We start from the raw sequence: 23071 nt of genomic DNA, 5'->3' as shown, positions 1-23071 counted from the left end.
CTCATTCACCAGAGCTGCTCATTAAGACGGTGAAAGGGAGTTCACTTAATAGATGTTGAATGGAATGATTAACACCTTTGAATTCCATGCTTTTCTCTCCCAAAAGAGATTTGTAGCATTGTGCTTCTGGTAAAGTAATCATTTCGGAGGTAAAGCGCCTAGGGTTCCAAGATTCATTACAGGCAATCAATTGACTAAACCAGCGAGTCGTCACCACAATCAGGGTCTGCTCTTTAAATTTTCGACTAAAGGCAATAATGTGCTGAGCTAAAGGACCAACTGCAAACAAGGGTTGATAATCGCCTCTAAGGAAAATGTCTTTGAATTGATGTCTCAGCCATAGAAGTCGATGGGTTAAATTAAACTTTATTTCCCCATCTTTCCAATGGTTTAATAGTTTATGTAAAGGCTCGTCACTGAATAAATTCTTAAGGGCCTTAAAATCAATCGCCTGTCGGTTGTCGGGATCAACCAAATCAAACCGCCAAACTTCATTGCCCTGATAAAAATCAGGAGTTCCTGGAGCAGTGCTTTTAAGTATGAGTTGAGATAGAGAATTAAGCATGCCGTAGAAAGCCAGCTTTTCTTGAAGGGGGAGTAAGGTTTTTATAAAACCGTCATCATCGAGTAAAGCTTTTGTAAAAAAGAGGCAAGCTTTTTCATATTGATCATTCGGAGCGGACCAGGAAGTGTGTTGCTTTCTTTCACGCAAAGCTTTATTCAAAAAGACATTGAGCCTTTGCTGCAATTCCCCTAAATCCTGTTTCAACGGCCATACCCCCAGTAAGGTTTGATAAAGCAACATTTCGTCACTTTGATCGGGCGCTTCTTGATTCAATAAATTTGTTTTCTTATGCTGGTTAAGTTGCTCTAATGTACCTAACAAATGATCCCAATCTTCAGCCCACTCGCTTAGGGCATTCAATCTGGCTCGTAAATCTTCGCTTCGTTTGCTGTCATGGGTGGAACTTGCATTCATAGTATGGGGCCAATGTTTGACACGGGTTTCATTTGCATCATGAAAATGTTTCAAACTGCCGGCCGAATAATAATATTCTGGGGAGCTGCCTACTTCATTTAAAGACAAAAGAACATTATAACGGTAACAGGCGGTATCCTCGTATCCTTTCGCCATAACAGGGCCGCTAAATACCTCCCAGCTGCTTCGCCAACTTTGCCAGTGCTTTTGTTTATCTTTGAAGTCCTCCGGAAAGAATTTAAGAAGCAAGTCCTGGAATAAAAGGCTTAAATTTTCATACCTTAAAGGAATATGTTTAATAATTTGATGAATAATTTTTTCCTGATAATAGATAAGAGCGGCATCGTTATACAGCCGGTATATGGGCATTTTTTGGGAGAAAGTCAGAAAAAATTGCCTGATGTCCTCTGTAGGGTAAGTGCTCAGCAGTTTATCAAGAGCGGCAATCAAATTTTTCGCTTCAAATTCAAATAAATTTGAAATCACCAATTGAAGTGATTCTTCTTTAATTTCGTGAAAAGTTTTGGTATTGCCGCTAAAGTTGTCATGGATAGAAATTAGCTTGGGTAAATTCCCATCAAATACATAGAGTTTGTTAACTTGATTTAAAAATTCATAGCCTGTCGTTCCAGCAAGAGGCCAGCTAGGGGGCAGGGTTTCATCATAGCCGAGAATTTTTTCAACCACTATAAAAAAAGGTTTGCCAATGGCTTGTCTTAAGCGCTCAAGATATTCTTTGGGTTTTCTGAGGCCATCAATATGGTCCACACGCAACCCTTGTATTAGATCTTGTTCAATCAACTCCAAAATTAGTCCATGGGTTTCAAAGAAGACGTCCTCGCGTTCAGCGTTTAAGCAAACTAACTCGTTAATATCAAAAAATCGGCGGTAACGCAGTTTTCCCTGTTCGGATTTATCCCAGCGAATATCAAAGAGATAGCTGAACTTTGATGACTGGCCATTGGCTAATACATCTCTCCAATAGGGATTGTGCTCGGTCGCAGCCATGTGGTTAGGTACAATGTCCAGACAAAGGGATAATCCATCCTGTTTGGCCGCCTTTGCTAAGTTTTCAAAGGCCTGCCGTCCGCCTAAATCATCGCTGATTTTTTTAAAATCAGCCACGTCATAGCCATGGGTACTTCCTGGCTGTGCTTGCAAAATAGGGGATAAGTACAAATCGCTTATCCCAAGCTGCTTAAAATAGGGCAAAAGGGCAAGCACGGCTTCGAAATTAAACTGCTTATTTAACTGCAATCTATAGGTTGCTAGAGGGGTGTGCATTAAACCTCCAAATCCAATTCACTTCCCAAGTCCTTTAATAACTCATAAGGTTCTTCTTGATTTCTTAGTCTTTCCATCACTACATTTTCAAGATTCCAGAAATTAAGTTTTAGGGGTAGGTTCTTTACATTTCGCAACAATTCGAGCACATGCTGAATCAATTCTTCATTATGAGGTGTTTTTTCAATTTCAAAAGCATACTTTTTAAAGAGTTGATCCACTTTAAACCGGATGTTGTCATCCAGTTTGACATTTAAGCGCCCAACATTCTCAAATAAAGTTTGCAATCTTTCCAGATTGATCTCTTCGATATCTAAGCTGTTTATGATGTCCTGATTAATAACATAGCTTATTGCAGCAGTTAATGCTTTCGGTAGCGGAATATTTAATTGTGAAACGAAGTAAAGTATGGCTGCATTATTATCGATGAATTCATGATAGCGATTCTCCAGTTCGGAAATCATTGTAGACAGGATTTGTCTGGTAATTTGTAACTTCATGTCGAAGAACAAATCACGTAAGGAAATGGTCTTCGGACCAAAATGACTTTCAAAGAGTTTCACCAGTTCGAAAATATCTCCTTTGCCAAATTGTTCAAATAACTCATCTTCAACGGCTGTGAGGCTTTCATTGGGGTGCTGAATGGTGCATATGAGATTTTGATCACCTTGATAAAGGACTGCATACCAAACTTGCCTCTGTTCATGGGTGATTTCGGAGCGAACATCCATTAAACCGGAGAATAATTTAATTTTTCCCGCCTCACTGTATCGAGATTTTAATAGATCAATTTCATAGCAATATAGTTTGACTTTATTTTCATAACTGATAAAGGGTAGGGTCGCCGTCAAGTGCGCGGACACGTTAAACAGGTCGATGACTAAAGGCTTCACAAAACGAAGGTAAAGATTTTTTCCATTTCCGAACTCAGGCAGATTTGAGGGAATGGCAGCCAGGCGTTCAATGAATTCTTCTTCATAATCTTCAGTAAGCAGCTCCTTGGCTAATTGGATTACACGAGCGGCATACCTTACTACTTGTAAGGTTTCGATTCCTGATAATTCATCAAAAAACCAACCACAGCTGGTGTACATGAGCATGGCATGTCGTTGCAATTCCAACCACTTTAAAACACTCACCTTTTCCTTAGAGGATAACTTCCTTTGAGCATGTCTTTTGAGAAAATCACTTACGGCACTTCGATCATTTAAAATATGAATATAATCATTTCGAGCTTGCCATGGGTCTTTAAGCCATTGGCTCACTTGTTCTTCAAATTTTGGTATAAGTTGATCACGCAACCAATCCAAGGCTTCTCTCAATGGCCCCCGCCATTCTTGCGTCCAGTCCTGCCCTGCGCGACACCCGCAGTTGCTTCGCCAGCGTTCAATTCCATGCGCACAACTCCAGGATGAGTCTTCATGAATTTCCACTTCAAATTTCGCTTCCTGAAGTTCTAGAAAATAACCATAGTTAACCAACTTAACATCTTCTCTTTCTTCAATCATTCGCAGGGCGTAAGCCAGACCCATGTCGCCATGAGGATGATGATGACCATAAGATTCTCCATCCGTTGCTATGTGCATTAAATTGCACTCAGTGACGGCATTGGGAAAGGAATTCAATAGACGATCTGCAAAGACTTCTCCATGCGTCAGTAATTTTTCAAAGGCAACCGCCTTTGCGACATTACCATCATAAAAAAAGAGATTGATGCTTCGTCCGGAAGGTAACTTTTGTTGATAGACAGTACCAGTACTGATTAGGCCTGGTTGCCAATTGTCATCCTCCAGGGATTTACTTTGCTTAGCCTGATTAGGGGCAAGAATAGTAAATTTAACCCCCAGTTCACTCATGATGTCGAGCACTTCAAGATCAACGGCTGTTTCTGACAACCATAATCCTTCAGGAGGACGACCAAAATGATGTTCGAAGTGTTTAATTCCCCAATAAATCTGTGTGTATTTGTCGCGGGAATTAGCCAAAGGCAAAATCATATGATTATAGGCCTGAGCTAAAGCATTTCCATGGCCGTTAAATTGCTGTTGGCTTTGTTGATCAGCGTCTAAAAGGGCTTTAAGGAGTCGTGGGTGTTTTTCCTTAAGCCAGGACAGTAAAGTGGGTCCAAAATTAAAACTGATTTTGGCATAATTATTAACTATTTCAGCGATTTTGCCTTCCGGGTTCAGAATTCGCGAGCCGGAGTTGGGTAAATAGCACTCATCCGTTATGCGTTCATTCCAATCATGATAGGGCGCAGCTGATTCTTGAGTTTCAATTTCTTCAAGCCAGGGGTTTTCTCTGGGGGGTTGATAAAAATGCCCATGAATGCAAATAAAATTAGCCGTCATTTTGCTCTTCCTTAAACAGTAAGAATCCGTAGGGTTCTAAAAGATTGTCGACAAGTTCTATCTCCGGTTCAGTCCATTGTCTGTCCTGAGAATTTAATATCAGTTCCCAGGAGCCGTGGAGAACAGAAGCATACTCTTGTTCGGAATCTGAAAAGCTTGCCAGTATGAGAACATCACCTGCATCTGCTTTACGCTGAATCATTAAAATCCTTTTCCCTTCATGCCATTGAATGTGTTGATTCGTCTTATCCAAACTGGCCAAAGCAGATAACTGCTTTCTGAATTTCAATAATTCTCTGTAAAAATTTAATATTTTTTTGTGTTTCTTTTTTGATTTTAATTCATGATTGAGTCTGCTTCTTAAAAAAGTATCCACTGATTGAGGGTCAGGAATGAGGCTATCATGTTGGTACGCAAACTCCCTGGCTCTGCCTTTGCGCACAGCCTCGATTAATTGTGCATCACGATGACTCACAAAGTATTGAAAAGGTGCTGTTTCACCATATTCTTCACCCATAAACATCAAGGGGATAAACGGTGCACATAAGTAAAGTCCGGCTGCCAACTTAAGCTTGGCTTCTGTCACCAAACTGGACAATCGCTCTCCTTGCGCCCGATTGCCAATTTGATCATGATTTTGTATGCAGACTACAAATTGTTCCCCAGGAATATTTTTAGAGCTTCGGCCATGCGGCTTTCTGCGAAAAGGAGAATACTCGCCTGAGTATATGAATCCTTCTTTGTAAGCTTTGATTAACTGCTGAATGCCATGGAAATCTTGATAATAGGAGTGTTGCTCCTGAGTTAAAAGGCTGTGAATGATATGATGGAAATCATCATTCCATTGCGCCTGCATGCCAAAACCACCTTGGGATTTAGGCAGAATCAAACGCAAATCATTGGCGTCGTTTTCAGCGATAAGGTAATACGCCCGCCCCGACCGTTTCGATAAGGAGTTAACAGAGTCAGCCAGCTCCTCAAGAAAAGGATAGGCTGACACGTCAACAATGGCGTGTAATGCATCCAATCTTAATGCATCTATGCCATATTCGATAAACCAATGAAGTGCATTTTCAATGAAATAACGTCTGACATGGTGATTATGCTCGTCATCATAATTGAGCATCTTTCCCCAAAGCGTGTTGTATTTGCTGGTGAAATATGGGCCAAAATGATCAAAGAAGTTTCCTTCCGGACCAAGGTGGTTATACACTACATCCAGTACGACTGCGATGTCCAATTCGTGGCAAGCATGGACGAGCGTCTTTAGTCCAGATGGCCCCCCATAGGAATTTTGCACAGCAAATGGAAAAACACCGTCATAACCCCAGTTGCGAGTACCTGAAAATTGTGCAACAGGCATAATTTCAATTGCAGTAATACCGAGTTCTTTTAATCCCTTAAGATGGGGGATAATGGCTTTAAAATTACCTTCGGTTGTATAAGTTCCCACATGCAACTCATAGATAATGTAGTCTTTTATTGGAATATTCGGCCAATGAGAAGGTTTATTTTTTGCAATAACTTGTGAAGGCCCCATTACCCCCTCTGGCTGAAAGTCGGAGGCCAAATCAGGATACCGTTGACCATTAAAGATAAAATAGTAATTATCCCCGGCTTGGATGCCATTTACCTCAGCAAAATAATAACCCTTTTCTTCAGGCTGCATTGTTAATAAAAAGGATTGTCCTCTTTCTGGAATAATTTCCAGTTGCACCTGTTTTGCATAGGGTGCCCAACATCGAAATTGACAGACCTTATTATTTTTGAATATCGCTCCAAGCGTTCTTTGTGTTATGAGAGCCATTTGTATATTGCCAAACTGAGTCCATCTACGATTAAGTTTAGAGAATAAGGATGACCATGGTATGGCATGTCCTCAGTGGTTAAACATTCCCTGCTGGCCCACTTATCTCCGCCATATTTTTCGTCATTGCTGGTAATGATTTCCTGCCAGGAACCTGCCCTGGGTACGCCAAGCCGGTAAAGGGTTCTGGTTACTGGGGTACAATTCATAAGCACAAGAAGCAATTCACCATTTATGGATTTACGCAGGAAGCTATAAATGCTGTTATCAGCATCATTGCAGTCTATCCATTCAAATCCTTCTCGTTGACAATCCAGCTCATGCAAGGCCGCTTCATTGCGATAAAGGACATTTAAGTCCCTAACCCAGGTTTGCAGTTTTTGATGCATCGGATAATCAAGTAAATGCCAATCCAGGCTGCTTTCGTGGCTCCATTCACTGAACTGGGCAAATTCGCAGCCCATAAACAGCAATTTCTTTCCAGGGAGGCTGAACATATAACCGTAGAGCAGACGTAAATTTGCAAATTTTTGATAATTATCACCAGGCATTTTATTAATTAATGAGCCTTTGCCATAAACCACTTCATCATGTGACAGTGAAAGAGTGAAATTTTCTGTAAATGCATAAACCATACGGAAAGAAAGCTGATGTTGATGAAAGCGTCGATGAATGGGATCTTTGGCAAAATACAACAAGGTGTCATGCATCCAGCCCATATCCCATTTAAAACCGAAGCCTAGTCCGCCCGTTTCTACGGGAGAAGATACCCCAGACCAGGCGGTTGACTCTTCAGCAAAGGTTTGAATATCCGGATAATAGCCGTATAAGACGGTATTTAGGGTTTTCAAAAAATGAATGGCTTCTAAGTTTTCTTTACCGCCAAATTGGTTGGGAAGCCACTCACCGTCTGCTCGTGAATAATTTAAATAAAGCATAGACGCAACTGCATCAACCCGGATTGCATCAATGTGAAATTTATCAAGCCAGTACAGGGCGCTACTGATTAGAAAAGCCTGCACTTCGTTTCGTCCGTAATTAAAGATGGCACTTTTCCAATCAGGATGAAACCCTTTTCTTGCATCAAAATGCTCAAATAAGTGCGTCCCATCGAAGCGTGCCAAGCCGTGTTCGTCATTGGGGAAGTGAGAGGGGACCCAATCAAGAATAACCCCAATTTCATGCTGATGAAGGTAATCAATGAGAAACATAAAATCATCAGGAGTACCATAGCGGGCTGTTGGAGCAAAATAACTTAAGGTTTGATAGCCCCAGGAGCCGTAGAAAGGATGCTCCATAACCGGTAAAAACTCGACATGGGTGAAACCCATAGACTGGACATAATCAGCAAGCATAGGAGCCATCTCGCGATAGCTTAAATAGCGGTTATTATCTTCAGGAACTCGTCGCCAGGAACCGAGATGAACCTCATATATTGAAATTGGAGCTTGAAGACTTTGTTTTTCCTTTCTCTTTTTAAGCCAGGCGTCATCCTGCCATTGATGTTTAGACTCCCAAACAACGGAAGCCGTGCAAGGTGGAACCTCATGATAAAAAGCAAAAGGATCGGATTTTTCCGCAGTAAAATTCGTTCGCTCTGAGTGAATGAAATATTTATACAAATCGCCACATTGGGCTGCAGGAACAAAACCTTGCCATACTCCTGAATTCCCAAGAGAAGAAAGCGGGTTGCTGTCTCGATTCCAATGATTAAAAGAGCCAATAACGGAAACGTAACTCGCATTAGGCGCCCAAACAGCAAAATGTACGCCATTTATGTGGTCAACTGTGCCGGGATGAGCTCCCAAGTGATTGTACAATCGATAGTGACGGCCTTCGTTGAATAGATACAAATCCATATCTGACAATAAACTGGCTTGCTGTGGGCTTTCCTTTATTGGCTTTTGATTTTTACCAATGAAATAAAGTAGGTTACTGACCTCAGCCATTTGGGTGATTTGTTCCATAGAATAAGCCAATTTTCGGCGCCAATTAGGTTCAGAGTTTGCTGTTGGCACATTCTGGGACTGTTTCTCCTCCCAAAGATCTTCAATATTAATGACAAAAAGCGGGGCTTGGCTTTTGGCTAACATACTTAGACTGGCTTTTAAAAGATTGTTTTCGTCGGGAAGATAGTTAACCAGTGTGGTTTTAAGAGTTTTTAATTGCCTTCGACGCTTTTTTGTCATCGCTTGCGCATAATCGGCCGATATTAATCCAAGTTCTTGATATTTCTTAATGTCAAGTTCATGACAAAAAGCATAAAAAGTGGGCATATCATGGGTGTTTAAACTAGCAAGAAGATTATTCGATTTTGGAACTGGATTTTGCTTGGATTCGAGAGCATATTGTAGAATATGCATTTCCATCAGACCATGACGGCGCATCATTCGATTGGTTTGTGGGGGGACCGAGCCTAAATTTTCACCAACGACAATGACTTTATGCCGATGGGATTCAATCGCCAAAATTGCATAAATTTCATCTGTTGGGTAACGTAAGTAAACGCCTTCACTCGATTCAAATCCTTTTGGGATAATGTAAAGTCGATTAAAAGCCATTACATGATCGATTCGCAAAACATCGACCTGTTGCATTACGTGGTCAAACAATTGGATTAGCTGCTTATAGCGATTCTCACGCAATTTAATTGGATTTAATGGAGGCAATTGCCAGTTTTGCCCCTTTAAAAACATAGGATCTGGAGGGGCGCCCACAGCGGTCTTGAGAAGGTAATTGTCTTGATGGTGCCAAACGTCAAAACCCCACCCGTGTGAACCTACAGGCAAATCAAGATACAATCTTTGCTGATTTTTATTTAAATTATTTCTCAGTTCAGACAATTGTTTCTCAAATTGCCATTGTGAGATGAGGTGGTAATGGTACTGCTCAGTGGAAACGTCTTCTTCACTGATCTCACCATTTTTCTGTTGGTCTGGCCATTGTTCCCAAGGCTTGCCAATGTGCTCCATATAAGCCCTAAACAGAGCATATTTTTTAAGCTCAGGGCGTTTTTTCAGGTAGGATTTTAATTCGTTTTTTTGTGCAGGATCCTTCAAAAGAAGCTTAAATTGCTGCTGAGCAATGCGACGTTTCAATGCTGCGGTTTTTTTATAATTAATGATGGGTTCTTCATTCAGGGACGCAATTTCTTCCTGATATTCCTCCGGAATATCGGCAATCGCTCTAAGGTTTAAGTAAAGCTCATTTCCAAAGAGACGGCTTATAGGGGAATAGGGGCTGGGCTCGCAGGGTTCATCCAGAAATACTGAGAAAAGCGGAGTGGTTGCAACAAGCTGCCCCTGGTGTTCATTCAGCCATTTTGCTAATTGCATGAAATCGTTTAAGTCCCCGCAGCCAATACTGTGTTCTGAATGCAAAGCGTATATTGGACAAAATAGACCATATTCTTTTTCATAATTAAACTTCTCAGGTCTGTACATCTTACGCGGGGCAGAGAGAACGAGGCTGGTGAACTCCCGCTTTCCCAGATTTAGCTTTAGTAAATGATAGCCCCAGGACAATTTTGGAATAACCAAACTTCGAATCAACTGATCATGTTGATTTTTCTTTGCCTTAGATAGTTTTAGTTTTGAAATTGAGCTGCCATCCTCTTGAAGTATCTCTGCGTGAGCAAGCTGATTGATTTCATCTTCACATAAAGGGATGGGGACGGTTTTTCCTAAGCCATCCCATAGAAGTATAATTTCATCTAATTTGTTGTCTCTGGCCTTTTTCTGTAATTGTTCAAGAATGGATGAAGCTTGACTGTCGTGTTCAATAGAAATACCAAGTGCACTCAAAATAGCCAAAATGGTATTTGTTGGGGCCTGAACCGTTTCTCCCCATGCATTTTCGTAGCTTGTCAAAATTCCTGCAAATTCAGCCAATTGTTGCAAGGCTTCAACCTTTTGTTGAGAATCCTTTTTCAACCTTTACTCCATTAAGTTAATTAATCCAATACAAGGCACTCGCAGCCAGTCAGGGCGGTTGTTCATCTCATATTCAATTTCATAAAACACTTTTTCCAGCATAAAAATTTTTAATAGAAAATAAATATCACTGTTTTCAAGTGGTAATAACTCTTTGATCTTTGAATAGCTTAAATAATTTTGTAAGAACAGTTGGCAAGTCCACTGATACCAATGCTCAGGTGAGTTTTTCTGAAAAGCCAAATCCTGTTTTCTTAGTTCCAAAACGTTATATATGGCATAATGGAACGAACGAAGCATCCCGGCTACGTCTCTAAGTGGGGAGCGCTTAATTTTTCGTTCTGATATGGGCCGCGCTGGTTCACCTTCATAATCGATAATTACAAAGTCATTCCCTGTGTAAAGAATTTGGCCTAAATGATAATCACCGTGGCAACGAATTTTTTTTCCACCAATCTTTTTGGTTAGCAGAGGCTTAAATTCTTCTAAGAGATTTCTATCGTCTTGCAGAATTTCCTTTAATTGTTCTTTGAGATCTTCTTCCACATTCAATTTGAACTGCTTTTTAGCGCGAAGAATTACCGAGCGCATGGTTTGATACAAACTTCGTTGATCGAAAAGACTAAAATTTTCTTTTTTAAATGATGGGGACGTTGATGCATTGGCAAGGGCTTCATGCATTTCAGCTGTGCGTTTGGCCAATAATTCTACAGTCGGGGCATAAACACCCAAGGTATGATAAATGTCTTCAGGAATGGGTTTGTTGCTTTCAGAAAGAAATTCGTTTGGAGGAGCTGGCATGGTTAAAAATTCAGGATTTTGGTCAATCAGATTATTAAGAGTATTGACGGAGTAAGTCCAAGCATCTCCTTTATTGGCGATGAACTCTTGCACAAGGCCTACGGTGATTAATTTCTCACGATAATGATATTCAAGTTTTGACAGCATGGCCGGAATGCGAAATTCAGAGGATTTTGTGAGTACCTCAGTGATTTCCGCTTCGGGATTGCTGCCAAATTCAACGCGGCGATACAACTTAAATTGGGCACAATTGCTGAAGCGGATGGTGGTGTTTGATTGTTCTGCATTTACAGGTTCTTGCAATATCTCATTGCTTTCATTAAGAAGGACTTTTTTGGCTTGGGAACCAGGCAAAATCTCTAAAGTTCCAGCTGAACCTTTAAACCGATGTTTGCTGGCTAACAATTCAAAAACAGTCTTCCAAAGAGCGGGTGTGTAGGCCAAATCGGCCACATAATAAATTGCCTCCTGCAAATGAATTGCGCACAAATACTTTGAGTTTGCAGGAGGTATCGTATCAAAAGTAACAAAGATGAAATATCTTTCCGGTTCTTTGTCTTCAAAGGAGAGAAGAAGCATAAGAAAGTGGATTGGGACCGGTTTATTAAGGACAGGAATGATTTCTTCGATGACTAGATCCCGAACGGGATATGTCTTTGAGCGAAACCAGCGACTTTCAATCAAATAAGTTAATAAATTAGTTTCAAACTCTTTACGTGTTGGTTTTTGATAGAGTTCAGAAATTCTTTTTTCCAACCAATATTCATTCTGAGCTCCTTTTTGCATTTTTGTTAAATTTTTATGAAGTTCTAGCCATAAAAAACCGTAAGAAGCTAATACTAGAAAATAGGGTTTTTCATCAATTGCTGGAAATTTGGCTTTGCCTAAAATTTCTTGCGGCATGTAGCCTTGGTATTGAGGCAGTTGAACCCAAGCGGGCTGGATATTCCTTGATAGATTAATCAATACAAGGATGCTTTGTTCCTGGTAAGTTCGCAAGAAAGCAAGTATTTTATTGTTATTGCTGTCCAGAAACTGGATGCTTCCTCGACTAAATGCTTTGTAAGTTTGTCTAATTTCTATGATGTGTTTCATCCACCACAATAAAGAATTAAAATTTTGCTGCTGTAACTGCACATTGATGGCTTGATAGTTATATTCCGGATCAATAATCACTGGAGAATACAGTTTTTGTGGCGTACTTTTTGAGAAGCCGGCATTGCTGTCGGCTGACCACTGCATGGGTGTTCTAACGCTGTTCCGATCACCCAAATAAATATTATCCCCCATGCCGATTTCATCACCATAATAAATAATGGGAGTGCCAGGCATGGAAAACAATAAAACGTTCATCAACTCAATCTTTTGCCGATCGCCGCCCATTAGAGGAGCCAGACGCCGTCTAATACCTAAATTTATTCGCATCTGCTCATCTTGAGCGTACATCCGATACATGTAATCCCGTTCTTCATCGGTCACCATTTCCAGGGTAAGTTCATCATGGTTGCGAAGAAATGTAGCCCACTGACAGTTGTCAGGAATGCTTGGAGTCTGTTCAATGATATCAATAATGGGAAAAGAATTTTCCATTTGAATGGCCATATACAGCCGAGGCATTAATGGAAAATGAAAAGCCATTTGGCATTCATCACCATTGCCAAAATACTTTACTGCCTCATCAGGCCATTGATTGGCTTCAGCTAGGAGAAAACGATCATTAAAATGTTGCTGCACATGAGCACTCAACCGTTTTAGAAACTCATGGGTTTCTGGAAGGTTTTCGCAACTGGTGCCTTCCCGTTGAAACAAGTAGGGAATCGCATCAAGACGCAAGCCGTCGACGCCCATTGACAGCCAGAAATCCACAATTTTAAAAATTTCTTTTTGTACATTGGGGTTGTCGTAATTCAAATCAGGTTGATGGGAGTAAAATCGGTGCCAATAATAAGCCTTGGCTACGGGATCCCACGCCCAATTGGAGGTTTCAAAATCACGAAAAATAATCCGGGCATCGGAATACTCTTTAGCGCTATCACTCCAGGTATAGAAATTCCGCCAGTAAGAGCCAGGCTTGCTTGTACGGGATTTTTGGAACCAGGGATGTTCATTTGAAGTGTGATTAATGACGAGCTCAGTAATGATTTTAATGCCGCGTTTATGAGCCTCTTTCAATAAAGTTTTAAAATCACGAATGTTGCCATAAATAGGGTTGATGCTTAAATAATCAGCTATATCATAGCCTTCATCTTTCAGTGGTGAAGGATAAAAAGGCAGGAGCCAAATGGCTGTTATCCCTAAAAATTTTAGATAATCCAGCTTTTCAATTAGGCCCCGTAAGTCACCAATGCCATCTGCATTGCTGTCAAAAAAACTTCTTATGTGAACTTGATAAATGACAGCATCTTTATACCAATCTGATTGGCTCCTATCCAATGTCATTGCTTCATTCATTCTGCAACTCATTTATCTGAAATATGTGGGCGCATTGTGATTTATCAGGGTCTAATTCGACATAGCAGTCCCCTTCCTGCCAAAGGTAGCGCTCTCCTGTTAACAAATCATGAACTTCAAATTCATTGCTTGTAATCCCTAATTCGCTTAGCTCCATTTTCAAGAAGCCTGATTGTTTATATTGATAATCAAGATTGACCACCATCAGGAGAATATCCTTTTCATCAAAGCATCTCTTGCTGTAGCAAATCAATTGGGGATTATCACTAGTATGCAAGTGTAAACTATTGAAATTTTCTAAGGCTTTGTGTTTCCTTCTTATACGATTCACTTGAGTAATGAGTTCAATGATATTTTCCGGATGGGTTTGCAAGTGTTTCAATTCATATTTTTCCGAGTTCAGATATTCTTCCGAACCCTCATGGAGAGGTTCATGAATGCAGTTTTCGTAAACAGGACCATAAATACCGTAATTACTACCAAGAGTGGCTGCGAGTATGAATCGAATCATAAAAGCGATACGCCCCCCTGTTTGAAGGTATTCATGCAAGATATCAGGAGTATTAGCCCAAAAATTGGGTCTAAAGAAATCAACAATCGGACGGCTAAGCAATTCCCTTATGTAGTTTTGCAGTTCTTCCTTACTGTTACGCCAGGTGAAATAGGTGTATGATTGGCTAAATCCGCATTTGGCTAACTGGTACATAACTTTAGGTCTGGTAAAGGCTTCGGATAAAAATAATGTCTCTGGATGTTGCTTCTTGACTTCGCAAATGAGCCATTGCCAGAAAATAAATGGCTTGGTATGAGGATTGTCTACGCGAAAGATATAAACCCCCATTTTTATCCAATACAGGATAATGGATTTAAATTCCTGCCACATATCCATCCAGTCGTTCGATGCAAAATTAAAAGGATAAATATCCTGGTATTTCTTGGGAGGATTCTCAGCATATTGCAAAGAGCCATCAGGCAAATGCTTAAACCAGGAAGGATGTTTTTTCAGGTAAGGATGATCGGGACTGCACTGAAGTGCAAAATCCAATGCAATTTCCATATTCAATTCTTTGGCCGTAGCAATCAGTTGTTTAAAATCATCAGCAGTCCCCAATTCCTTGTGAAAGGCTTTATGACCGCCTGATTTATCGCCAATTGCCCAAGGACTACCAGGATCGCCTTCTTCACAGCTGACTGAATTGTTTTTACCTTTTCTATTGGTGAGGCCGATGGGATGAATAGGCGGAAGATAGATGACATCGAATCCCATCTTATGTAGTTGTGGTAAATAGGCAATTAAATCCTGAAAACTGCCATGCTTTCCTTTCACTCTGCTAAGGGAGCGAGGAAATACTTCATACCAAGCGCTAAATTGCGCCCTAAGCCTATCAACAGTTACCATTAACTGCTTGGGGTATTTAGTGATATAGGACGGAGCTAAATGCTCTCTAGTCCAGTTTAGTAAAAGTTCATTTTCTAATATTTTATGCAGCTTCTTATAAGAGGTTTCTTGCTGTATGGCTTGAATCGATTTTTGAATGGTTTCATTTAACTGGGGTTTTCTCTTGTTAAAGAATTCAAGGCCAATCATTCTTTCAACATCAATGTCCATTCCCAGTTCAGCTTTTTTTAGAAATCTTTTTTTCCAGGTCGAGAACTCATCAATCCATGCTTCAATTGTATACTGGTAATTACCGACTTTCTTTAAGTTGAACTCAGCTTTAAACCGATCATTATCTGGTTCTGAAAAGTAAGCTGAAGACCATTTTTTATCTTGTTCATGTTTATAAAGGAGTCTTGCTGAAATTTCATCAATGCCATCAGTAATGAGATCGGCTTCTACGATCATTTTCTCATTTACAATTCGCTTGATTGGAAAATTGCCATCATCGATTTCAGGATAGACGTTTTCGATCCAAACTCTCTTTAATCCCTCCATTTTACCAGTAATTTTTATCTCTTTTTTTTGCATCTTACATTCCTTTTAGACAGTCTGAATTCTTGTTGTGAGGTTCGCTAGGGATAACCATTATAAAGCAAACAAATCAGCTAGATACGCATCTAAGTCTATGATGTTAACCTATTTTTTAGGCTATGACGACCTGTTGGATTTTGATAATGGAAGTTTCTAAAAGCACCATTTTTTATTTAGCATTAGTGGCTTTTGTTTCTAATTTTGGCTTTACTTTCCAGCTTTCAAATTTAACCACAGTATTTAAGTTATCAGGAGCTAATGACAATATTCTACCGCTTTTATGGCTGATTCCTCCTGTTACCGGCATGCTGATACAACCCATTATTGGCTATCTGAGTGATAAGACTACAACGTCTATGGGTAGAAGAAAGCCTTACATTATCGGTTGGGGGGTATTAGCTGGTATTTCATTCATCTTATTGCCTTTAAATCACTCTTTAATATACGTGCTGTTCTTCACTTTTTTTATTGATTGCAGCCTGAATGGTGGTGCCGAGTGCTTAAGGGCTTTAACTGCTGATCAGTTCCAAAATGAAGGGCCAAGATCCCAGGCTTTTTCTGCAGAAGCTTTTTTTGCTGGTATTGGTGGTGTTTTAGGAGCTTATTTACCCATAGCTGTGCAAAGAATTTTTATGGGAGAACAGAACCAGTCTTTCTTTAATTTTATGCCGAAAAATTTAGGTATTTCCTATGTGTTTTCTGGCTTAACTTTCCTGTTCATTATTTTTATATTCTTCCATAAAATTAATGAAGAACCCATTCGATTGCCAAAGATTAATTTTTCTCTACTATTTAAGACTTTGTTCAATTTTTTTCATGGGTTAAAAAATATAAAAACTGAACTGAAGGTCGATAAAATCTTTTTTCAAATTTTATCCATCCATGGTATTTCCTGGATGGGCATTTTTATCTTTTGGCTTTATTTTAGCTTATGTATAGCCCAAGAAAACTACCATTTACCCTATATGGATACTGGTAATTCCTATAAAGCTCTTCATCTTGCCAGTTTGGACAGCTCCTATTATTTCTCCCTCTATCAATACGTAAGTCTGATGTTCACTTTATTTATCTTTATTTGTTCACGATTGTTAAAAGCTGAAAAAATCCATGGGATTGCGCTGTTGGCTGGAGCCGTTGGAATGTGCTTGATTTCCTTTAAAACAACTGTTCTAAGCCTCTGCCTTGCATCCATCTGCATAGGAATCATGTGGGGAAGTTTAATTGTTATCCCCTACGTGGTTCTTTTAAATTTTCTCCCAAAGGAGAATGTTGGGACGTGTTTGGGCTTATTCAATATGAGCATTACCTTACCCCAAGTTATTGGCGCACTGTTGCTTCCGCAATTATATAAGACTGTATTGCAGGCCCATGCTTCCTACGCTTTATTCCTGGCCGGACTGCTTCTTCTTCTTAGCTGTGTACTCTGGTTTCGTTTATTTTACATGCAAAACCCGAGAAAAATTCTTAATGTTTCGACAATTAACCATTGATCCTAAATGGGGGCTTATACAATTTAATGTTTGTTAATATGCTTTGAAATATCAGTAGGAGAACTGAACTGTTCTTCTTTTATATTTTTTATGGTATCGACTACTTCTGAAGGGGCACCATTTTTCTTGGCGCAGTCGATAATATTTTGCTTGCTGGCTGGAAAATTTATCCCCTTTAAATATTTTTGCACCTCAATTGGATTTATATCCTGTGAGCGACTCATAATGACCTCCTTCTATCAGTTACTCTTAAGATAGATTATTTTTTAGAATTTAATACTATGGTTTTCCTGAGCAAAACAGCAAAACTGCTAAGGTTTTGTTATATCTTAAATCGAAATATTTACTATACTTGGGTCAGGAATTAATTCGACAAGGAGACCGTCATGAAAAAATTTATTCCCATTTTGTTAAGCGCAAGCCTTATTTCTCTTGGTACTTTTGCTTTTGCAGCCAGCGGTGGTTCCAGCAGTTCAGGCTCTGGCATGTCCAGTGGTTCAGGGACCAGCTCTGGGGGTTCAACATCGACAGGAACTTCTACGGGTACTGGCACGGGAACAGGTACTACAACCGGAACGGACATGAATTCGGGTACCGGAACCAATTTGAATAATGGCAACGACTCAACAAACAGCATGGGCACCACAACTAACACAAATACTGGAACCGGTACAAACACCGATATGAACAATAACGGTACTGACGACAATCAAAATAACAATGATGGTAGTTCTGGTACAACGACTTATTAAATAAGTCCTGTTTCGCGCCTAATGATTAACCGTTGTTAGGCGCCTTTTTTCTATGTTTGCAATGAGGCAGTAATTAGAAAGTCTTCTTTTAATGAGACGTTGCAAGTCAATAGAACTGCTTTATTTTAACAATATCAATGTGGTCAGTTTGCGAGACTAGCGCCTGAATGAACAGAAGGGTTGTATCAAATTTGCAATGGATATTCCTGAAAGCTATCTAAAGCAATTTTACCATTTTTCCGCGATGGGGGCATTAGCAAAGTACTCATTAAGTCTGCGTTTTGTTCCTGGGCTTACCATTTCTGGCAACTCATCGTAGTAAAACCACGCCATCTGCTCAATTTCTCTGGAGTAGGCGATATGACTCGTATAATTTTTGATGATGTAAATTACTGGGTAGTCATTTACTCCAAGATAGCTATGTTGATAAATAGCAAACAGTGCTACATCTTGTTCAGATACTATGAGACCAACTTCCTCATGAAGCTCGCGAATGATTGCGGCTTTGGTGGATTCCCCATTTTTTACGCCACCTCCCGGTAAATACCAATGTGGCTGGTAAGTATGTTTTACTAATAAAACTTGTCTCTTTTCATTCAGTACTATCGCTCGAGCGCCAAGGGTACTTAAACCCATCCACGATTGCATGCGCTTCAAAACTCGAGTAGCAACGTGATAAGAAAAATTTATAATTTTCATAGTTGATCTGGTTGGTTTTAAATTAAAAGATAAATCTTTAAAGAAACGCAAGCCCATGTTTTATAATAAGCTAGCTTAACAAGAAATAGATTTAGTAAAAACGCCTTTGATAATTTTTTGAATTTTGTCGGTTTACTAATTAAATCTCAGGATCAATGAGGTAGAAAATGTCAATTTACAGGAAGTATAGCTATCTTTGGATAACATTAGGGTTGTTTTTATTTAGCTTAGCTGGTCATTGGATTTTTTCCTGGTTTGCTTATGTTGATGAACAACATTCAAGACATCAGCCTATTATTGTTTCATCCTATTTTGTGCAAGTCATGAGAGACACGCTCGAGAACTGGCAATCAGAATTTTTGCAACTGATGTGGCAGGTAGGGGGGCTCGCTCTTTTTCTTTATGTAGGTTCAACGCAATCTAAGGAAGGCGATGAGCGTAAGGAAGCAAAGCTCGATGCTATTTTGCGTGCTGTTATTCCTGAACAAGCCAATAATATTTTAGAAGAGCTCAATGCGAAATATCCTAAACGGTAAGAGTTTAATGACTTGTGAAGGGCTGACGGTCTCAGGAATCAAAAAGAGATTAGAAGGCTGAGAAGGATATTTATACTAAACTTGGTTGCTTACACAATACTCAGGGAACAGTGGAACCCATACATAGAGGTGAGTCCAGGGATTGTTCTTTGTATCTGTGCAATCGGGTAGCCAAATTGTGCACATCTTTAATGTGCGCATTTAAAAATCGCCGCAAGAAAATTGGGGTTCGTTAGCCGGTGGTAAAATGCTTAAGTTTAACAGAGCAGAAAAAGAAGTGTAACAATTTTGCTACACTACTTTTTACAGATTCCACGTATATTTTTGATTATTATTCAAAAATGGCGCGCCCGGAAGGATTCGAACCTCCGACCCCCTGGTTCGTAGCCAGATACTCTATCCAACTGAGCTACGGGCGCGTGTACTGGCGGAGAGAGAGGGATTCGAACCCTCGATGGGATTTCTCCCATACTCCCTTAGCAGGGGAGCGCCTTCGACCTCTCGGCCATCTCTCCGTTCAATGGAGGCGAAGTATAGCAGGTATTTAGAGCGCGTCAACTCTTTAACAAAATGTTTTTGTTATCAATTTCCTAAATACTTACAAAATAAGAAGATAACTGCTATCTTTTATCAGATAAATTGAACGCTTGTCAGCTGCCTTGACAATATCAGGAGGAGTAATGAAGCACGCATCGAATTTAAACGGTCGGGCGGTCTATGTAGTCGACGGAAGCCGAACGCCATTTTTAAAGGCTCGGGATGTAGGGCCTTTCAGTGGCTCAGATTTGGCTGTTGCCACGGGTATTGCACTACTTAATCGCCAGCCTTTTGCACCCACAAATTTGGATGAGGTGATTATTGGTTCAGCCATGCCGGGACCTGATGAGGCGAATATTGCACGCGTCATATCTCTGCGTCTGGGTTGTGGCGAACGGGTTCCTGCGTTCACAGTCATGCGAAATTGCGCCTCGGGCATGCAAGCTCTTGATAATGCTGCCATGCAAATTGCAAGTGGCCGAAGCGATTTGATTCTTGCAGGAGGCACTGATGCAATGAGCCATGCTCCCTTGCTGTTTAACCAAAAGATGGCTTCATGGCTTTCACAATGGTTTGCGGCCAAAAGCGTTGGCCAAAGAGCAACATTGATGACGAAATTTAGACCTTCATTTCTTGCTCCAGTTATTGCCTTGTTAAGGGGGCTGACTGATCCAATTGTTGGCCTAAACATGGGGCAAACAGCAGAAAAGGTTGCCTATCGCTTTGGAATTACCCGTGAGCAAATGGACAGCTTTGCCAGTGAAAGTCATCATCGATTAGCTCTTGCCTATGCGGAAGGGCGAATGGAGGAGGTTACTCCGATTATCGACAGCAAAGGTCGTGTTTATCCCCAAGATGACGGTATGCGTCCAGATTCTACCGTCGAAAAATTGGCCAAACTGAAACCTTATTTTGACAAAAAATATGGCATGGTCACCCCAGGTAACAGCTCGCAGGTAACGGATGGGGCTTGCTTACTTCTATTGGCCAGTGCTGATGCCGTAAAGAAATACAATTTACCCATTATTGGACGAATTGTTGATTCTCAGTGGGCTGCTTTAGATCCTTCGCAAATGGGCTTAGGACCCGTGCATGCCGCAACACCAATTATGCAACGGCATCATCTGAAGCCTTCGGATTTTGATTGTTGGGAGATCAATGAAGCCTTTGCTGCTCAGGTTTTAGGCTGCTTGGCTGCTTGGAATGACGAACAGTATTGTCAAACAGAGCTCGGCTTAAAAGAGGCTATGGGGGCTCCTTCTTTGGCAAAATTAAACATGGATGGAGGGGCAATTGCAGCAGGCCATCCGATAGGTGCTAGCGGCGCAAGAATTGTGTTGCATACTTTACAAGCTTTGAAGCATACGAATGGCAAAAGGGGAATGGCTGCTATTTGCATTGGCGGTGGCCAAGGTGGGGCAATGTATCTGGAACGTGTGACCGAGGTTAATGGACATGAGTAATTATAAACACTGGCAATTGCAAACGGATGCTGATCATATCGCTTGGTTAGCCTTTAACAGACAAGATACCGCGGTTAATGCAATCAACCACGAGGTTTTGGATGAATTAAACAGCCTATTACAAGAAATTGGGCAGCGTTCAAATTTAAAGGGTTTGGTTGTCTATTCAGCTAAGGAAAAGGGGTTTATTGCCGGAGCTGATGTCAATGAATTTTCTAAATTTACCTCACCTGCAGAAGCAGTTGATTTTTTAAGAAAAGGTCAAACCGTTTTTTTACGCCTGGAAGCTTTAAATATTCCTACAGTAGCGATGATAGATGGTTTTTGCATGGGAGGGGGGTTGGAACTTGCCCTTGCCTGCGATTACCGTGTAGCTACAGATGACAAAGACACGCGAATCGGCCTTCCGGAAATTTTGCTGGGGATTCACCCGGGCTGGGGTGGTACAGTGCGCTTACCAAAACTTATTGGGGGCTTTGATGCATTATCCAAGGTGATATTAACAGGCGCACCTCTTAGCGCTGAGAAAGCAAAACGATTAGGAATAGTCGATGATGTCGTGCCTTTAAGGCAATTAAAGCGAGCTGCTCTCTATTTTATCCTCAATAAGCCAGCAAAACATAAACCAAGTTTTATTCAGTCGGTCACTAATCAATCGTGGGTACGTGCTTTGTTAGCGCCGCTCCTGCGCTATAACGTCAGCAAAAGGGTTTCCCAAAATCATTATCCTGCCCCCTATGCCGTAATTGATTTATGGCAAAAGGAAGGCGCGGTCGGCGAACGAGCTTATCTTAAAGAAGCCGATTCGGTTGAGCAACTAATAACCCAGGGATCCACCGCAGCAAATCTTATCCGTGCTTTCTTGTTGCGTGAGCGAATGAAATCTTTTGGAAAAGAAAGTAATTTTCATGCTGAGCACGTACATGTTATAGGTGCCGGTGTGATGGGGGGCGATATTGCGGCCTGGTGTGCGTTGCGAGGCATTAAGGTCACCTTGCAAGATAAATCGCATCTGCAAATCGCGCCTGCTATGGCAAGAGCTTACTCACTATTTAAGAAAAAATTACGGAAGCCAAGGCTCATTCAGGCGGCTATGGACAGATTAATTCCTGATCCTGAGGGCTACGGGATAGCCCGTGCCGACGTTATTATAGAAGCTGTCTTTGAGAATCTTGCTGTTAAGCAGGGGATAATGAGAGAGGTTGAGGCCAAGGCGAAAAAAGACGCTTTGATTGCCACGAATACTTCAAGTATTCCGCTTGATGAAATCAGCCAGGTTATGACTAATCCAAAGCGGCTGGTTGGTATTCATTTCTTTAATCCAGTTGCCAAAATGGAATTGGTGGAGGTGGTTAGTAGCAGCAAAACGGCTAAAGACGTTACGCAACGTTCTTGTACGTTTGTGAATCAAATTGGTCGATTGCCCTTACCCGTTAAATCCAGCCCGGGCTTTCTGATCAATCGGGTTTTAATGCCCTACCTCATGGAATGCGTGCAGTTGCTTGAAGAAGGGTACAAAGGCGAAGAAATTGATCAGGCCGCTAAAGAATTTGGTATGGTCATGGGACCGGTCGAATTGGCTGATACTGTGGGCATGGACGTCTGTTTGGCAGTAGCTGAAAATCTCACAGCCCATTTCGGTGGAGCCGTACCTCAGCGATTGAGGGATATGGTTAAAGAGGGCAAACTCGGCCGCAAAACAGGACAGGGTTTTTACCGCTATAAAAATGGAAAACCGATTAAACAAAAGGTCAGTGATCCAAAATCGTCGAAAGAAATCGCTAATCGCTTAATTTTAAGAATGGTTAATGAGGCCGCATCTTGCCTGCGAGAAGGAGTCGTGGCCGATAGTGATTTACTGGATGGGGGCATGATTTTCGCAACGGGTTTTGCGCCATTTCGAGGCGGGCCAATGAATTACGCCAGGCAATTTGGCCATGATAAGCTCAATGAGTTGTTTGCTAAATTGGAAGCCCAATACGGCGAGCGATTCAAAGCGGACGCCAGTTTGTAATTC

The 23071-nt window shown here is 40.9% G+C and carries 13 protein-coding genes and 2 tRNA genes; 5 read left to right on the top strand and 10 right to left on the bottom strand.

All coding sequences use genetic code 11. The features are described from left to right. Window position 1: 1 nt before the first annotated feature. The 6 genes from treY to EL203_RS07450 are packed head-to-tail and all read right to left on the bottom strand — an operon-like array spanning window position 2 to window position 15574. Window positions 2-2263, bottom strand: a complete 2262-nt coding sequence (treY, locus tag EL203_RS07475) for a malto-oligosyltrehalose synthase (RefSeq protein WP_058470917.1) — start codon at window positions 2261-2263, stop codon at window positions 2-4. Beyond that, the gene (locus EL203_RS07470; RefSeq protein WP_058470918.1) at window positions 2263-4614 is read right to left on the bottom strand and encodes a DUF3536 domain-containing protein; all 2352 of its coding nucleotides are present in this window, start codon (window positions 4612-4614) and stop codon (window positions 2263-2265) included. Before EL203_RS07470 ends, treY begins: the two co-directional genes overlap by 1 nt. After that, a complete protein-coding gene (treZ, locus tag EL203_RS07465) occupies window positions 4604-6421 on the bottom strand; it encodes a malto-oligosyltrehalose trehalohydrolase (RefSeq protein ID WP_058470919.1) in 1818 nt (605 codons plus the stop codon). Before treZ ends, EL203_RS07470 begins: the two co-directional genes overlap by 11 nt. After that, entirely contained in the window at window positions 6409-10353 is a 3945-nt protein-coding gene (gene glgB / locus EL203_RS14530; protein ID WP_082647159.1) for a 1,4-alpha-glucan branching protein GlgB, read from the bottom strand. The genes treZ and glgB overlap by 13 nt, the downstream gene beginning before the upstream one ends. Window positions 10354-10356: 3 nt before the next feature. After that, window positions 10357-13605 (bottom strand): maltose alpha-D-glucosyltransferase, encoded by a 3249-nt coding sequence (gene treS, locus EL203_RS07455; RefSeq protein ID WP_058470920.1) that lies wholly within the window; start codon window positions 13603-13605, stop codon window positions 10357-10359. Next, entirely contained in the window at window positions 13598-15574 is a 1977-nt protein-coding gene (locus EL203_RS07450; protein ID WP_058470921.1) for an alpha-1,4-glucan--maltose-1-phosphate maltosyltransferase, read from the bottom strand. The genes treS and EL203_RS07450 overlap by 8 nt, the downstream gene beginning before the upstream one ends. Before the next feature lie 146 nt (window positions 15575-15720). On the opposite strand from EL203_RS07450, the gene EL203_RS07445 reads away from it, so the two are divergent. After that, entirely contained in the window at window positions 15721-17067 is a 1347-nt protein-coding gene (locus EL203_RS07445) for an MFS transporter (RefSeq protein ID WP_058470922.1), read from the top strand. Window positions 17068-17090: 23 nt separating this feature from the next. Here EL203_RS07445 and EL203_RS07440 read toward each other — a convergent pair whose 3' ends face one another. Further along, on the bottom strand, window positions 17091-17291 hold the full coding sequence (locus EL203_RS07440; RefSeq protein ID WP_058470923.1) for a DUF2795 domain-containing protein: 201 nt from the start codon (window positions 17289-17291) through the stop codon (window positions 17091-17093). 162 nt (window positions 17292-17453) lie between these two features. Here EL203_RS07440 and EL203_RS07435 point away from each other — a divergent pair, with 162 nt between their 5' ends. Beyond that, a complete protein-coding gene (locus EL203_RS07435) occupies window positions 17454-17819 on the top strand; it encodes a hypothetical protein (protein ID WP_058470924.1) in 366 nt (121 codons plus the stop codon). 228 nt (window positions 17820-18047) lie between these two features. Here the strand turns inward: EL203_RS07435 and EL203_RS07430 are convergent, their stop codons facing one another. Continuing rightward, a complete protein-coding gene (locus EL203_RS07430; RefSeq protein ID WP_058472194.1) occupies window positions 18048-18518 on the bottom strand; it encodes an NUDIX domain-containing protein in 471 nt (156 codons plus the stop codon). A 167-nt stretch (window positions 18519-18685) separates the two neighbouring features. On the opposite strand from EL203_RS07430, the gene EL203_RS07425 reads away from it, so the two are divergent. Next, window positions 18686-19054 carry a DUF6766 family protein gene (locus EL203_RS07425; RefSeq protein WP_058470925.1) on the top strand — a complete coding sequence of 123 codons (369 nt, stop codon included), beginning with the start codon at window positions 18686-18688 and terminating at the stop codon, window positions 19052-19054. 342 nt (window positions 19055-19396) lie between these two features. On the opposite strand, the gene EL203_RS07420 is transcribed toward EL203_RS07425, so the two are convergent. Together EL203_RS07420 and EL203_RS07415 are read right to left on the bottom strand one after the other, a co-directional pair. Beyond that, window positions 19397-19473 (bottom strand) — tRNA-Arg (locus tag EL203_RS07420). A 6-nt stretch (window positions 19474-19479) separates the two neighbouring features. Next, window positions 19480-19569, bottom strand: a tRNA-Ser gene (locus EL203_RS07415). Window positions 19570-19734: 165 nt separating this feature from the next. Between EL203_RS07415 and EL203_RS07410 the strand changes: the two genes are divergently transcribed. Together EL203_RS07410 and EL203_RS07405 are read left to right on the top strand one after the other, a co-directional pair. After that, entirely contained in the window at window positions 19735-21054 is a 1320-nt protein-coding gene (locus tag EL203_RS07410; RefSeq protein WP_058470926.1) for an acetyl-CoA C-acetyltransferase, read from the top strand. Further along, window positions 21047-23068, top strand: a complete 2022-nt coding sequence (locus EL203_RS07405) for a 3-hydroxyacyl-CoA dehydrogenase NAD-binding domain-containing protein (protein ID WP_058472195.1) — start codon at window positions 21047-21049, stop codon at window positions 23066-23068. The genes EL203_RS07410 and EL203_RS07405 overlap by 8 nt, the downstream gene beginning before the upstream one ends. Window positions 23069-23071: the final 3 nt, after the last annotated feature.

The organism is Legionella jordanis (genome assembly GCF_900637635.1).
Classification (GTDB): Bacteria; Pseudomonadota; Gammaproteobacteria; order Legionellales; family Legionellaceae; genus Tatlockia; species Tatlockia jordanis.
The sequence above is the reverse complement of the archived record's forward strand: the minus strand, read 5'-3'. Positions and strand labels throughout refer to the sequence as shown.